Source organism: Kitasatospora sp. NPDC005748, assembly GCF_040630735.1.
Lineage (GTDB): Bacteria > Actinomycetota > Actinomycetes > Streptomycetales > Streptomycetaceae > Kitasatospora.
In genome coordinates this window covers 187,393-199,185 of the sequence record NZ_JBEXYD010000008.1, presented here as the reverse complement: position 1 = coordinate 199,185, position 11,793 = coordinate 187,393, and the positions used below count along the sequence as shown (strand labels likewise).

The following is an 11,793-nucleotide window of genomic DNA, read 5'->3' as shown; positions in this document are numbered from 1 at the left end:
GCCGGGGCCACCGCGCTGCTGCCGCCGGTGATCTTCTACTCCGAGTTCGTCATGTCGGACACCGTGCTGCCGGTGCTGATCCTGGCCTGGCTGCTCTGCATGCACGGCTGGCTGAGCGAGGGCCCGGTCAAGCACCGCTACTGGTACGCGGCCGGCACCGGCGCGGCCGCCGCGTACACGATGGCCACGCACGACCGCGGCGGTGTCGTGGTGGCGCTCACCGGAGTGGTCCTCGTCGGCGTCCTGGTGCTGCGCTGGGCCCCGTGGCGCACCACGCTGGTCGGCCTGGGCGCGCTCGGCGTCGGTTCGGTCGGCGCCAAGGCGCTCTCCTGGTGGCTCGACCGCCAGTTCACCGTCGAGCCGAGCAAGGTCGGCAGCTACCTGATCGACGGCCTGAAGAACCCCGACATCCTGCAGCGCACGCTGACCAGGACCACCGGGCAGATCTGGTACTTCATCGTCTCCACCTGGGGGATCGGCGGCCTGGCGGTCGTGGTCTGCCTGTTCGCGCTGTTCAGCGGCCGCTTCCCGCGCCCGCACCGGATCGTCGGCGGCGTGATGGTGGCCCTGCTGGTCGGCACCGCGCTCGCCTCGGCCGCCGCCCTGCCGGACGACGCCCGCATCGACAACTGGGTCTACGCCCGCTACGTGGCCTACCTCGTCCCGGTGGCCTTCGTGGCCGGGGTCGCGGTGCTCGCCCGGTTCAGCCTGCGCAACGTCGTCCTGACGGTGGCGGGCTCGGTGGTGCTCACCCTCGTCCTCGCCAAGCTGGTGATCTGGTCCGCCGGCAAGCTGCTCCACACCCAGGTCTTCATCGGCTGGGGCATGCCGGACGTGACCTTCCTGGCCGCCGACTGGTCCCGGCTGAACATGATGCGCTCGACCGCCGCGGCGTTCATCATCCTCGGCGCCGTCGCCCTGATGCTGGTGGCCGGCGGGCGCCGGGTGCTCTGGGCGGTCGGCCTCTCGCTCGCGCTGTTCGCCGGATTCGCCACCGCGACCATCACCGAGCAGGTCGCCTACCCGCACTCGGACTGGCGCAAGCCGCTCGCGACGGGCTTCACCAAGGCCGCCGGGATCAAGCCCAAGGACAACCTGGTGCTCGCCTGGGACCTCGACGGCAGCCTGCGGATGGCCCAGGCCTTCGAGGTCTACGACGGCCGGGTCTGGTACCTGGATCCGCGCTGGCAGCCCGTCCCCGCCGCGGCGACCGCGCTCGTCACCCCGCTGGCCGAGGAGGGGAAGGCGCCGGAGTCCTACTGGAAGGAACATCCGGACGAGTGGTACGTGGAGCGGACCAACAAGCAGCAGGGCTGGATGATCTGGCGCAAGCGCTGAGCGACCGGACGCACCAGGTGACCGGGTGCACCGGGTGACCGGACGGGCCGGGTGACCGGGACGGACCCCGTCGGGGCCGGCGGGGGAGATCCCCGCCGGCCCCGATTGGCTTTGTCGCTGCTCCATGTGGCAGTATGTCCAAGTTGCTCGGTTGAGTGCCGATGCTACGCGCCTCCCGCCGGGAGGACTGGAAGCGAGTCCCATGTACTCGTCGTTCCCGTGATGGCCGTTCATGTGTTCACGTGAGGTATGTGGACGCAGTGGTGTGAAGGCGACACCGCGGCAGCTGCGGGGCGGACGTACGGGAATCTTCCGGGAAGCGTGGGCGGGGCCTCGATCCGGCGCCTGGTGGATGCAAGACCTCACCGATCCGTAGGAAATCCGCAGAGGGCAACCTCTTCGCGGACTTTTTGCAAGCGACAGGGCGACACGCCCGACCGCGTGGGTCGGAGGAAACCATCCACAGGCACCACCGGACACAGTCCACCTGGATGAATCCGGCCGTAGAAGCAGCAGACGACACAAAGGACTACTGAGTAGCCATGGCGGGACAGAAGATCCGCATCCGGCTCAAGGCCTACGACCACGAGGTGATTGACTCCTCGGCGAAGAAGATCGTCGAGACCGTCATTCGCACTGGTGCGCAGGTCGCGGGCCCGGTGCCGCTGCCCACTGAGAAGAACGTGTACTGCGTCATCCGCTCGCCGCACAAGTACAAGGACTCGCGCGAGCACTTCGAGATGCGCACTCACAAGCGTCTGATCGACATCCTCGACCCCACGCCGAAGACGGTTGACTCGCTGATGCGTCTCGACCTGCCGGCTGGTGTCGACATCGAGATCAAGCTCTGAGAGGCACACCGAAGATGGCTAAGCAGATTAAGGGCATCCTGGGCGAGAAGCTCGGCATGACCCAGGTCTGGGACGAGAACAACCGGATCGTTCCGGTGACCGTCGTCAAGGCTGGGCCCAATGTCGTGACCCAGGTCCACACCGCCGACAGCCCGGCCGGCTACGACGCCGTCCAGATCGGCTTCGGCGAGATCGACCCCCGCAAGGTGAACAAGCCCCTCGCGGGTCACTTCGCCAAGGCCGGTGTCACCCCGCGCCGGCACCTGGTCGAGCTGCGTACCACGGACGCGTCCGAGTACACGCTGGGCCAGGAGATCACCGCCGAGCTGTTCGAGGCGGGTGTCAAGGTCGACGTGACCGGCACCTCCAAGGGCAAGGGCTTCGCCGGTGTCATGAAGCGCCACAACTTCCGGGGCCTCGGCGCCGGTCACGGTGTGCAGCGCAAGCACCGCTCGCCCGGCTCGATCGGTGGCTGCGCCACCCCGGGTCGTGTGTTCAAGGGCGTACGGATGGCCGGCCGGATGGGCCACGAGCGCGTGACCACCCAGAACCTGACCATCCATGCCGTTGACGCGGAGAAGGGGCTGCTCCTGATCAAGGGCGCAATCCCGGGCCCGAACGGCGGCCTCGTCCTCGTCCGCACCGCGGCGAAGGGGCTGTGAGGATATGAGCACCATTGACATCCTGTCGCCCTCGGGCGACAAGACCGGCAGCCTTGAGCTGCCGGCCGAGATCTTCGACGCGAAGGTCAGCGTTCCGCTGATGCACCAGGTCGTCGTGGCGCAGCTCGCTGCGGCCCGTCAGGGCACCCACAAGACCAAGACGCGTGGCGAGGTCCGCGGTGGCGGCAAGAAGCCGTACCGCCAGAAGGGCACCGGCCGCGCCCGTCAGGGCTCGACCCGCGCGCCGCAGTTCGCCGGCGGTGGCGTCGTGCACGGTCCCGTGCCGCGCGACTACTCGCAGCGGACCCCGAAGAAGATGATCGCCGCCGCCCTGCGCGGTGCGCTCACCGACCGGGCCCGCCACAACCGCATCCACGTCATCACCGACGTGACCGCGACCGAGGCGCCGTCGACCAAGGCCGCCAAGAGCCTGTTCGGCAAGATCACCGAGCGCAAGAACGTCCTCCTGGTCGTCGAGCGCGCGGACGAGCTGGGCCTCAAGTCCGCTCGTAACCTGCCGCACGTGCACATCCTGGACGCCGGCCAGCTGAACACCTACGACGTGCTCGTCTCCGACGATGTGGTCTTCACCCAGGCCGCCTTCGAGCGTTTCGTGGCGGGTCCCGCCGCGTCCGCCAAGGCCGTGGCTGCTGAGGGCGAGCTCGAAGGGAGCGCCGCCTGATGGCTGCAGAGATCACGAGCAAGACGTTCACGGACCCCCGTGACGTCCTGGTGAAGCCGGTCATCTCGGAGAAGAGCTACTCGCTCCTCGACGAGAACAAGTACACGTTCGTCGTGTCGCCCGGTGCCAACAAGACCCAGATCAAGCAGGCCGTCGAGACGGTCTTCTCGGTCAAGGTCGAGTCCGTCAACACGCTCAACCGTCAGGGCAAGCGCAAGCGCTCCAAGACGGGCTTTGGCAAGCGCAAGGACACCAAGCGCGCCATCGTGACGCTGGCTGAGGGCAACCGCATCGACATCTTCGGTGGTCCGGTCTCCTAACGGAGATCGTGATCGTCGATAAGGACGAGGACGAGAGAGCCAAATGGGCATCCGCAAGTACAAGCCGACTACGCCGGGCCGTCGTGGCTCCAGCGTGGCCGACTTCGTAGAGATCACGCGGTCCACGCCGGAGAAGTCGCTGGTTCGCCCCCTGCACAGCAAGGGCGGCCGTAACAACGCCGGTCGGATCACCGTTCGCCACCAGGGTGGCGGTCACAAGCGCGCCTACCGCGTGATCGACTTCCGTCGTCACGACAAGGACGGCGTGCCGGCCAAGGTCGCGCACATCGAGTACGACCCGAACCGCACCGCGCGCATCGCGCTCCTGCACTACGCGGACGGCGAGAAGCGCTACATCATCGCGCCGCGCGGCATCGCGCAGGGCGACCGGGTTGAGAACGGCCCTGGCGCCGACATCAAGCCCGGCAACAACCTGCCGCTTCGCAACATCCCGGTCGGTACCACCATCCACGCGGTGGAGCTGCGTCCCGGCGGCGGTGCCAAGATGGCCCGCTCCGCCGGTGCCGGCATCCAGCTGCTGGCGCGTGAGGGCAAGATGGCGCACCTGCGCATGCCCTCCGGTGAGATCCGCCTGGTCGACGCGCGCTGCCGCGCGACGGTCGGCGAGGTCGGCAACGCCGAGCAGTCGAACATCAACTGGGGCAAGGCCGGCCGTATGCGCTGGAAGGGCGTTCGCCCGACCGTGCGTGGTGTGGCCATGAACCCGATCGACCACCCGCACGGTGGTGGTGAGGGTAAGACCTCCGGTGGTCGCCACCCGGTCTCGCCGTGGGGCCAGAAGGAGGGTCGTACCCGTCGCCCGAAGAAGGCGTCGGACGCTCTCATCGTGCGCCGCCGCAAGACCAACAAGAAGCGCTAGGAGCAGGTCAGATGCCGCGCAGTCTCAAGAAGGGCCCCTTCATTGACGGCCACCTTCTCAAGAAGGTGGACGCTCAGAACGAGGCGGGTACCCAGAACGTCATCAAGACCTGGTCCCGTCGCTCCGTGATCTTCCCGGCCATGCTCGGCCACACGATCGCGGTGCACGATGGCCGCAAGCACGTCCCGGTGTTCGTCACCGAGTCGATGGTCGGCCACAAGCTCGGCGAGTTCGCGCCGACGCGTACCTTCCGCGGTCACGTCAAGGACGACCGCAAGTCGAAGCGTCGCTAGTCGCCAGCGAGATTACCGACTCAATGACTTACACCAGCAAGGGGACAACCATGGAAGCCAGGGCCCAGGCGCGGTACATCCGCGTCACGCCCATGAAGGCCCGCCGCGTGGTGGACCTCATCCGTGGCCTGAACGCCACGGAGGCCCAGGCGGTCCTGCGTTTCGCTCCGCAGGCCGCTACCGTGCCGGTCAGCAAGGTGCTCAACAGCGCCATTGCCAACGCCGCGCACAACTACAACCACTCCAACGTGGACGACCTCGTCATCAGCGAGGCGTACGTTGACGAGGGCCCGACCCTGAAGCGGTTCCGTCCGCGTGCCCAGGGCCGTGCCTACCGGATCCGCAAGCGGACCAGCCACATCACCGTGGTCGTCAGCAGCAAGGAAGGGACCCGGTAATGGGCCAGAAGGTTAACCCGCACGGGTTCCGCCTCGGCATCAGCACGGACTTCAAGTCCCGCTGGTACGCCGACAAGCTGTACAAGGACTACGTCAAGGAAGACGTCGCCATTCGTCGCATGATGACGAAGGGCATGGAGCGCGCCGGCATCTCGAAGGTTGAGATCGAGCGCACCCGCGACCGCGTCCGCGTCGACATCCACACCGCGCGCCCCGGCATCGTCATCGGTCGCCGTGGCACCGAGGCCGACCGCATCCGCGGCGACCTGGAGAAGCTGACCGGCAAGCAGGTCCAGCTGAACATCCTCGAGGTCAAGAACCCCGAGCTGGACGCCCAGCTCGTGGCTCAGGGCGTCGCGGAGCAGCTGTCCTCCCGCGTCTCCTTCCGCCGTGCCATGCGCAAGTCGATGCAGGGCACCATGAAGTCCGGCGCCAAGGGCATCAAGGTCCAGTGCTCCGGTCGTCTCGGCGGCGCCGAGATGAGCCGTTCGGAGTTCTACCGCGAAGGCCGTGTGCCGCTGCACACCCTGCGCGCGAACGTCGACTACGGCTTCTTCGAGGCCAAGACGACCTTCGGCCGTATCGGCGTGAAGGTCTGGATCTACAAGGGCGACGTCAAGAACATCGCCGAGGTCCGCGCTGAGAACGCCGCTGCCCGCTCGGGCAACCGTCCGGCCCGTCCCGAGGGTGGTCGTCCCGCCCGCGGTGGCGAGCGCCGTGGTGGCGAGCGCGGTGGCCGTGGCCGTCGTCCCGCCGGCACCGAGGCTCAGGCCCCGGTCGCCGCCGAGACCCCGGCTGCCGAGAACACCGGAACGGAGGCCTGACCCAAATGCTGATCCCCCGTCGGGTCAAGCACCGCAAGCAGCACCACCCGAAGCGCCGCGGCGCCTCCAAGGGTGGCACCGAGCTCGCCTTCGGCGAGTACGGCATCCAGGCCGTTACCCCGGCCTACGTGACGAACCGGCAGATCGAGTCCGCTCGTATCGCCGTCACCCGTCACATCAAGCGTGGCGGCAAGGTCTGGATCAACATCTACCCGGACCGTCCGCTCACCAAGAAGCCGGCCGAGACCCGCATGGGTTCCGGTAAGGGTTCGCCCGAGTGGTGGATCGCGAACGTGCACCCGGGTCGGGTCATGTTCGAGCTGTCGTACCCCAACGAGAAGGTGGCTCGTGAGGCGCTGACCCGCGCAGCTCACAAGCTCCCGATGAAGTGCCGGATCATCCGGCGCGAGGCAGGTGAGAGCTGATGTCGGCCGGCACCAAGGCTGCTGACCTCCGCGAGCTGGACAACGAGGGTCTCGTTGCCAAGCTCCGTGAGGCCAAGGAGGAGCTGTTCAACCTCCGCTTCCAGGCGGCGACCGGGCAGCTCGACAACCACGGACGGCTCAAGCTCGTCCGTAAGGACATCGCGCGGATCTACACCCTGATGCGCGAGCGCGAGCTGGGCATCGAGACGGTGGAGAACGCCTGATGACTGAGAACACCAACGAGACGCGCGGTTTCCGCAAGACCCGTGAGGGCCTCGTCGTCAGCGACAAGATGGACAAGACCGTCGTCGTCGCCGTCGAGGACCGCGTCAAGCACGCTCTGTACGGCAAGGTCATCCGCCGTACGAACAAGCTGAAGGCGCACGACGAGGCGAACGCCTGCGGCATCGGCGACCGGGTCCTCCTCGCGGAGACCCGCCCGCTGTCCGCGACGAAGCGCTGGCGCGTCGTCGAGATCCTCGAGAAGGCCAAGTAACGAAGTCGATGTGGTACGGCCGTATGTGCAACGGGTCCCTCGCGGGCGCCGGTGTGAGCAGCGGCCGGCCCGTCAGCTCTCGTTGACGATCAGGAGAAAGCTGTGATCCAGCAGGAGTCGCGACTGCGTGTCGCCGACAACACGGGCGCGAAGGAAATCCTTTGCATCCGCGTTCTCGGTGGTTCCGGTCGCCGCTACGCCGGTATCGGGGACGTCATCGTCGCGACCGTCAAGGACGCGATCCCCGGCGGTTCGGTCAAGAAGGGTGACGTCGTCAAGTGCGTCGTCGTCCGTACCGTGAAGTCGCGCCGCCGTCCCGACGGTTCGTACATCCGGTTCGACGAGAACGCCGCCGTGGTTCTCAAGAACACCGATGGTGACCCCCGCGGTACCCGCATCTTCGGCCCGGTGGGCCGCGAGCTGCGCGACAAGAAGTTCATGAAGATCATCTCGCTGGCGCCGGAGGTGCTCTAACCCATGGCGAACAGCATGAAGATCAAGAAGGGTGACCTGGTCCAGGTCATCACCGGCAAGGACCGCGGCAAGCAGGGCAAGGTCATCCAGGCCATGCCCGCCGAGAACAAGGTCCTGGTCGAGGGTGTCAACCGGGTCAAGAAGCACACCAAGCCGGGCCCGGGTACTCAGGGTGGCATTGTCACCGTCGAGGCCCCGGTGCACGTCTCCAACGTCCAGCTGGTCGTGGAGAAGGACGGCAAGAAGGTCGTCACCCGCGTTGGCTACCGCTTCGACGACGAGGGCAACAAGATCCGCGTTGCCAAGCGAACCGGTGAGGACATCTGATGTCTGAGACGTCTGTTGAGAAGGTGACCCCCCGTCTCAAGGAGCGTTACAACTCCGAGATCAAGGGTCAGCTGCAGGAGCAGTTCTCGTACGAGAACGTCATGCTGACGCCCGGCCTGGTCAAGGTCGTCGTCAACATGGGTGTCGGCGAGGCCGCCCGTGACAGCAAGCTGATCGAGGGCGCGATCCGCGACCTGACCGCGATCACCGGTCAGAAGCCGGCCGTGACCAAGGCTCGTAAGTCCATCGCGCAGTTCAAGCTGCGCGAGGGCCAGCCGATCGGCACCCACGTCACCCTCCGTGGTGACCGCATGTGGGAGTTCCTGGACCGTCTGGTGTCGCTGGCTCTGCCGCGTATCCGTGACTTCCGTGGTCTCTCCCCCAAGCAGTTCGACGGCCGTGGCAACTACACCTTCGGTCTGACCGAGCAGGTTATGTTCCACGAGATCGACCAGGACAAGGTCGACCGTCAGCGCGGTATGGACATCACCGTCGTGACCACCGCTCAGACCGACGACGAGGGCCGGGCGCTCCTGCGCGCTCTGGGCTTCCCGTTCAAGGAGGCGTGAGCCAATGGCGAAGAAGTCCCTCATCGCAAAGGCCGAGCGGAAGCCGAAGTTCGGCGTCCGGGCCTACACCCGGTGCCAGCGCTGCGGTCGCCCGCACTCGGTGTACCGCAAGTTCGGCCTCTGCCGTGTGTGCCTCCGTGAGATGGCGCACCGCGGCGAGCTGCCGGGCGTGACCAAGAGCTCCTGGTAGTCCTCTTCCCTTAGAGGGCAACCGCTCTAGTCGCATCACGCGAAGCAGGGTGCCCGATCCCACACCGCCCGTTTTTGGGCTCCCGTACGGAATCCCGTAAGGTAGTGGGGTCGGGCCCCCTGTCACGGTCGCTCCGTAGCGGCCGCTGACCCTCTTCGAGGGCTCGCACCCAGACTTACTACGTCGCAGGTCCCCTGCGCCTGTGCCCCGTGTTCCTCAGGAACACGGGGGACCTGGTGCGGAGAAACCACGGCGAGAGAGGCCTGAGGCCATCATGACCATGACCGACCCCATCGCAGACATGCTCACGCGTCTGCGTAACGCTAACTCGGCGTACCACGACTCCGTGGCGATGCCGGCCAGCAAGATCAAGGCGCACGTCGCCCAGATCCTGCAGCAGGAGGGGTACATCTCCTCCTACAAGGTTGAGGAGCCCGTCGAGGGCGAGGTCGGCAAGAAGCTGACCATCGAGCTCAAGTTCGGTCCCAACCGTGAGCGCTCGATCGCTGGCATCAAGCGGATCAGCAAGCCGGGCCTGCGGGTCTACGCAAAGTCCACCAACCTGCCGAAGGTGCTCGGCGGCCTGGGCGTGGCGATCATCTCCACGTCCTCCGGTCTCCTCACCGACAAGCAGGCAGCCAAGAAGGGCGTAGGCGGAGAAGTTCTCGCCTACGTCTGGTAATTCGGGAAACGGAGGTACAGCAATGTCGCGCATTGGACGGCTGCCCATCCCGGTTCCCGCCGGCGTGGACGTCACCATCGATGGCCAGGCGGTCTCGGTGAAGGGCCCCAAGGGCTCCCTCACCCACCATGTCGCCGCGCCGATCGAGATCGGCAAGGGCGAGGACGGCACGCTGCTCGTCACCCGCCCCAACGACGAGCGTCTGTCGAAGGCCCTGCACGGCCTTTCCCGCACGCTGGTGGCGAACATGATCACCGGCGTGACCGCGGGCTACCGCAAGTCGCTGGAGATCAGCGGTGTTGGCTATCGAGTCCTGGCGAAGGGCTCCAACATGGAGTTCCAGCTCGGCTACAGCCACCCGATCCTGGTCGAGGCCCCGGAGGGCATCACCTTCGTCGTCGAGTCGGCCACCAAGTTCCACGTGGACGGCATCGACAAGCAGAAGGTCGGCGAGGTCGCCGCGAAGATCCGCAAGCTGCGCAAGCCCGACCCGTACAAGGCCAAGGGCGTCAAGTACGCGGGCGAGGTCATCCGCCGCAAGGTCGGAAAGAGTGGTAAGTAAGCGATGAGCGTCTCTGTCAAGATCGGCAAGGGCAACGCCTACAAGAGCGCCGCTCGCAAGCGCCGCGCGATCCGCGTTCGCAAGCGCGTCGTCGGCAACGAGGTGCGTCCGCGCCTCGTTGTGACGCGCTCGAACCGTCACATGGTCGCCCAGGTCATCGACGACGCCAAGGGTCACACCCTGGCGTCGGCGTCCACCCTCGACGTGTCCATCAAGGGCGTCGAGGGCGACAAGACCGAGCTGGCCAAGAAGGTCGGGAGCCTGGTCGCCGAGCGCGCCAAGGCCGCCGGCATCGAGTCGGTCGTCTTCGACCGCGCGGGCAACCGGTACGCAGGCCGCATCGCCGCTCTGGCCGATGCTGCCCGTGAGGCCGGGCTCGACTTCTAAGCCGCTCGTCGGCTCAGTCGACGGACGTAATCGAGAGAGGTAATTCCAATGGCTGGACCCCAGCGCCGCGGTAGCGGCGCCGGCGGCGGCACCGGCGGTGGCGAGCGGCGTGACCGTAAGCGTGACGACCGGGGCAATGCCCCCGCCGTCGAGAAGACCGCTTACGTCGAGCGCGTCGTTGCGATCAACCGTGTCGCCAAGGTTGTCAAGGGTGGTCGTCGTTTCAGCTTCACCGCGCTGGTCGTGGTGGGCGACGGTGACGGCACCGTAGGTGTCGGTTACGGGAAGGCGAAGGAGGTTCCGGCCGCCATCGCCAAGGGTGTTGAGGAGGCCAAGAAGAACTTCTTCAAGGTCCCCCGTATCCAGGGCACCATCCCTCACCCGATCCAGGGCGAGAAGGCTGCCGGCGTCGTGCTCCTGAAGCCGGCTGCCCCCGGTACCGGTGTTATCGCCGGTGGCCCGGTGCGTGCCGTGCTCGAGTGCGCCGGTATCCACGACATCCTGTCGAAGTCGCTCGGCTCCGACAACGCGATCAACATCGTGCACGCCACGGTGGCCGCTCTGAAGGGCCTCGTGCGCCCCGAGGAGATCGCCGCCCGTCGTGGCCTGCCGCTGGAGGACGTGGCTCCCGCCGCTCTGCTGCGGGCTCGTGCTGCAGGGGTGAGTGCCTGATGGCTCGCCTGAAGATCACGCAGACCAAGTCCTACATCGGCAGCAAGCAGAACCACCGCGAGACGCTGCGCTCGCTGGGTCTGAAGCGCATGCACGATGTGGTCGTCAAGGAGGACCGTCCCGAGATCCGCGGGATGGCCCAGACCGTGCGTCACCTCGTCACGGTCGAGGAGGTGGACTGATTATGGGCGACTCGCCGATCAAGGTTCACAACCTGCGTCCCGCCCCGGGTGCCAAGACCGCCAAGACCCGTGTCGGTCGTGGTGAGGGCTCCAAGGGTAAGACCGCCGGTCGTGGTACCAAGGGCACCAAGGCCCGCTACCAGGTTCCGCAGCGCTTCGAGGGTGGCCAGATGCCGCTCCACATGCGCCTGCCGAAGCTGAAGGGCTTCAAGAACCCGTTCAAGATCACGTTCCAGGTTGTCAACCTCGACAAGCTGGCCGAGCTCTACCCGCAGGGTGGCGAGGTCACTGTCGAGGACCTGATCGCCAAGGGCGCGGTTCGCAAGAACTCCCTCGTCAAGGTGCTCGGCACCGGCGAGATCTCGGTCGCGCTGCAGGTGACGGTCGACGCCGTCTCCGGCTCCGCCGCCGAGAAGATCACCGCCGCCGGCGGTACCGTCACCGAGCTCGTCTGAGCCCGCTGACTCCCCACGAGCCCCGCACCTCCGTCACGGAGGTGCGGGGCTCGTGCGTTGTCCCGGTGGTCCGTAGCCGCACTCAAGCGGGTACGGGCCTCGTTCTTTTGTGTGGCAAACCCGG

At 66.8% G+C, this 11,793-nt stretch carries 22 protein-coding genes; all 22 read left to right on the top strand.

Annotated features, from left to right (window positions below; all coding sequences use genetic code 11):
• Positions 1 to 1,338 (top strand): hypothetical protein (locus ABZ495_RS09760; protein WP_359835120.1); only part of this gene is annotated, 1,338 nt, incomplete at its 5' end.
• A 542-nt stretch (positions 1,339 to 1,880) separates the two neighbouring features.
• Positions 1,881 to 2,189: a 30S ribosomal protein S10 gene (gene rpsJ, locus ABZ495_RS09755; protein ID WP_012785157.1), complete on the top strand. Its 309-nt coding sequence runs from the start codon at positions 1,881 to 1,883 to the stop codon at positions 2,187 to 2,189.
• Between the two features lie 14 nt (positions 2,190 to 2,203).
• On the top strand, positions 2,204 to 2,851 hold the full coding sequence (gene rplC, locus ABZ495_RS09750; protein ID WP_327677876.1) for a 50S ribosomal protein L3: 648 nt from the start codon (positions 2,204 to 2,206) through the stop codon (positions 2,849 to 2,851).
• A 4-nt stretch (positions 2,852 to 2,855) separates the two neighbouring features.
• Positions 2,856 to 3,533, top strand: coding sequence for a 50S ribosomal protein L4 (rplD, locus tag ABZ495_RS09745; protein ID WP_329488126.1), 678 nt, complete (start codon positions 2,856 to 2,858; stop codon positions 3,531 to 3,533).
• The gene (gene rplW / locus ABZ495_RS09740) at positions 3,530 to 3,853 is read left to right on the top strand and encodes a 50S ribosomal protein L23 (RefSeq protein ID WP_352286400.1); all 324 of its coding nucleotides are present in this window, start codon (positions 3,530 to 3,532) and stop codon (positions 3,851 to 3,853) included. Before rplD ends, rplW begins: the two co-directional genes overlap by 4 nt.
• Positions 3,854 to 3,896: 43 nt before the next feature.
• A complete protein-coding gene (gene rplB, locus ABZ495_RS09735; RefSeq protein WP_327677872.1) occupies positions 3,897 to 4,733 on the top strand; it encodes a 50S ribosomal protein L2 in 837 nt (278 codons plus the stop codon).
• A gap of 11 nt (positions 4,734 to 4,744) precedes the next feature.
• Entirely contained in the window at positions 4,745 to 5,026 is a 282-nt protein-coding gene (rpsS, locus tag ABZ495_RS09730; RefSeq protein ID WP_030055821.1) for a 30S ribosomal protein S19, read from the top strand.
• A gap of 50 nt (positions 5,027 to 5,076) precedes the next feature.
• On the top strand, positions 5,077 to 5,424 hold the full coding sequence (rplV, locus tag ABZ495_RS09725) for a 50S ribosomal protein L22 (RefSeq protein ID WP_329488124.1): 348 nt from the start codon (positions 5,077 to 5,079) through the stop codon (positions 5,422 to 5,424).
• On the top strand, positions 5,424 to 6,248 hold the full coding sequence (gene rpsC, locus ABZ495_RS09720; protein ID WP_327677868.1) for a 30S ribosomal protein S3: 825 nt from the start codon (positions 5,424 to 5,426) through the stop codon (positions 6,246 to 6,248). The genes rplV and rpsC overlap by 1 nt, the downstream gene beginning before the upstream one ends.
• 5 nt (positions 6,249 to 6,253) lie before the next feature.
• On the top strand, positions 6,254 to 6,673 hold the full coding sequence (gene rplP / locus ABZ495_RS09715) for a 50S ribosomal protein L16 (RefSeq protein ID WP_030393299.1): 420 nt from the start codon (positions 6,254 to 6,256) through the stop codon (positions 6,671 to 6,673).
• Positions 6,673 to 6,897 (top strand): 50S ribosomal protein L29, encoded by a 225-nt coding sequence (gene rpmC / locus ABZ495_RS09710; protein WP_063348970.1) that lies wholly within the window; start codon positions 6,673 to 6,675, stop codon positions 6,895 to 6,897. The genes rplP and rpmC overlap by 1 nt, the downstream gene beginning before the upstream one ends.
• Positions 6,897 to 7,169, top strand: coding sequence for a 30S ribosomal protein S17 (gene rpsQ / locus ABZ495_RS09705; protein WP_030055826.1), 273 nt, complete (start codon positions 6,897 to 6,899; stop codon positions 7,167 to 7,169). Before rpmC ends, rpsQ begins: the two co-directional genes overlap by 1 nt.
• A 102-nt stretch (positions 7,170 to 7,271) precedes the next feature.
• Positions 7,272 to 7,643 (top strand): 50S ribosomal protein L14, encoded by a 372-nt coding sequence (gene rplN, locus ABZ495_RS09700; protein WP_030393301.1) that lies wholly within the window; start codon positions 7,272 to 7,274, stop codon positions 7,641 to 7,643.
• A 15-nt stretch (positions 7,644 to 7,658) separates the two neighbouring features.
• On the top strand, positions 7,659 to 7,970 hold the full coding sequence (gene rplX, locus ABZ495_RS09695) for a 50S ribosomal protein L24 (RefSeq protein ID WP_030055828.1): 312 nt from the start codon (positions 7,659 to 7,661) through the stop codon (positions 7,968 to 7,970).
• Positions 7,970 to 8,539: a 50S ribosomal protein L5 gene (rplE, locus tag ABZ495_RS09690; RefSeq protein WP_030300393.1), complete on the top strand. Its 570-nt coding sequence runs from the start codon at positions 7,970 to 7,972 to the stop codon at positions 8,537 to 8,539. The genes rplX and rplE overlap by 1 nt, the downstream gene beginning before the upstream one ends.
• A 4-nt stretch (positions 8,540 to 8,543) precedes the next feature.
• Positions 8,544 to 8,729 (top strand): type Z 30S ribosomal protein S14, encoded by a 186-nt coding sequence (locus tag ABZ495_RS09685; RefSeq protein ID WP_030393303.1) that lies wholly within the window; start codon positions 8,544 to 8,546, stop codon positions 8,727 to 8,729.
• 274 nt (positions 8,730 to 9,003) lie between these two features.
• Positions 9,004 to 9,411, top strand: coding sequence for a 30S ribosomal protein S8 (gene rpsH / locus ABZ495_RS09680; protein WP_031063036.1), 408 nt, complete (start codon positions 9,004 to 9,006; stop codon positions 9,409 to 9,411).
• 22 nt (positions 9,412 to 9,433) lie between these two features.
• On the top strand, positions 9,434 to 9,973 hold the full coding sequence (gene rplF, locus ABZ495_RS09675; protein ID WP_329488120.1) for a 50S ribosomal protein L6: 540 nt from the start codon (positions 9,434 to 9,436) through the stop codon (positions 9,971 to 9,973).
• Positions 9,974 to 9,976: 3 nt separating this feature from the next.
• A complete protein-coding gene (gene rplR / locus ABZ495_RS09670) occupies positions 9,977 to 10,360 on the top strand; it encodes a 50S ribosomal protein L18 (protein WP_359803488.1) in 384 nt (127 codons plus the stop codon).
• 48 nt (positions 10,361 to 10,408) lie between these two features.
• Complete coding sequence (gene rpsE / locus ABZ495_RS09665) at positions 10,409 to 11,032, top strand: 30S ribosomal protein S5 (RefSeq protein WP_030055834.1); 624 nt, start codon at positions 10,409 to 10,411, stop codon at positions 11,030 to 11,032.
• Complete coding sequence (gene rpmD, locus ABZ495_RS09660; RefSeq protein ID WP_030300409.1) at positions 11,032 to 11,214, top strand: 50S ribosomal protein L30; 183 nt, start codon at positions 11,032 to 11,034, stop codon at positions 11,212 to 11,214. Before rpsE ends, rpmD begins: the two co-directional genes overlap by 1 nt.
• Positions 11,214 to 11,669, top strand: a complete 456-nt coding sequence (gene rplO / locus ABZ495_RS09655; RefSeq protein WP_329492137.1) for a 50S ribosomal protein L15 — start codon at positions 11,214 to 11,216, stop codon at positions 11,667 to 11,669. Before rpmD ends, rplO begins: the two co-directional genes overlap by 1 nt.
• Positions 11,670 to 11,793 lie beyond the last annotated feature (124 nt).

Coding starts and splice junctions, on each gene's coding strand:
- rpmC (WP_063348970.1), top strand. CDS start 6,673: ATGTCGGCCGGCACCAAGGCTGCTGACCTCCGCGAGCTGGACAACGAG.
- rpmD (WP_030300409.1), top strand. CDS start 11,032: ATGGCTCGCCTGAAGATCACGCAGACCAAGTCCTACATCGGCAGCAAG.
- rpsE (WP_030055834.1), top strand. CDS start 10,409: ATGGCTGGACCCCAGCGCCGCGGTAGCGGCGCCGGCGGCGGCACCGGC.
- rpsH (WP_031063036.1), top strand. CDS start 9,004: ATGACCATGACCGACCCCATCGCAGACATGCTCACGCGTCTGCGTAAC.
- rplC (WP_327677876.1), top strand. CDS start 2,204: ATGGCTAAGCAGATTAAGGGCATCCTGGGCGAGAAGCTCGGCATGACC.
- rpsQ (WP_030055826.1), top strand. CDS start 6,897: ATGACTGAGAACACCAACGAGACGCGCGGTTTCCGCAAGACCCGTGAG.
- rplE (WP_030300393.1), top strand. CDS start 7,970: ATGTCTGAGACGTCTGTTGAGAAGGTGACCCCCCGTCTCAAGGAGCGT.
- rplX (WP_030055828.1), top strand. CDS start 7,659: ATGAAGATCAAGAAGGGTGACCTGGTCCAGGTCATCACCGGCAAGGAC.
- rplR (WP_359803488.1), top strand. CDS start 9,977: ATGAGCGTCTCTGTCAAGATCGGCAAGGGCAACGCCTACAAGAGCGCC.
- rpsC (WP_327677868.1), top strand. CDS start 5,424: ATGGGCCAGAAGGTTAACCCGCACGGGTTCCGCCTCGGCATCAGCACG.
- rplD (WP_329488126.1), top strand. CDS start 2,856: ATGAGCACCATTGACATCCTGTCGCCCTCGGGCGACAAGACCGGCAGC.
- rplP (WP_030393299.1), top strand. CDS start 6,254: ATGCTGATCCCCCGTCGGGTCAAGCACCGCAAGCAGCACCACCCGAAG.
- rplV (WP_329488124.1), top strand. CDS start 5,077: ATGGAAGCCAGGGCCCAGGCGCGGTACATCCGCGTCACGCCCATGAAG.
- rplB (WP_327677872.1), top strand. CDS start 3,897: ATGGGCATCCGCAAGTACAAGCCGACTACGCCGGGCCGTCGTGGCTCC.
- rpsS (WP_030055821.1), top strand. CDS start 4,745: ATGCCGCGCAGTCTCAAGAAGGGCCCCTTCATTGACGGCCACCTTCTC.
- rpsJ (WP_012785157.1), top strand. CDS start 1,881: ATGGCGGGACAGAAGATCCGCATCCGGCTCAAGGCCTACGACCACGAG.
- rplF (WP_329488120.1), top strand. CDS start 9,434: ATGTCGCGCATTGGACGGCTGCCCATCCCGGTTCCCGCCGGCGTGGAC.
- ABZ495_RS09685 (WP_030393303.1), top strand. CDS start 8,544: ATGGCGAAGAAGTCCCTCATCGCAAAGGCCGAGCGGAAGCCGAAGTTC.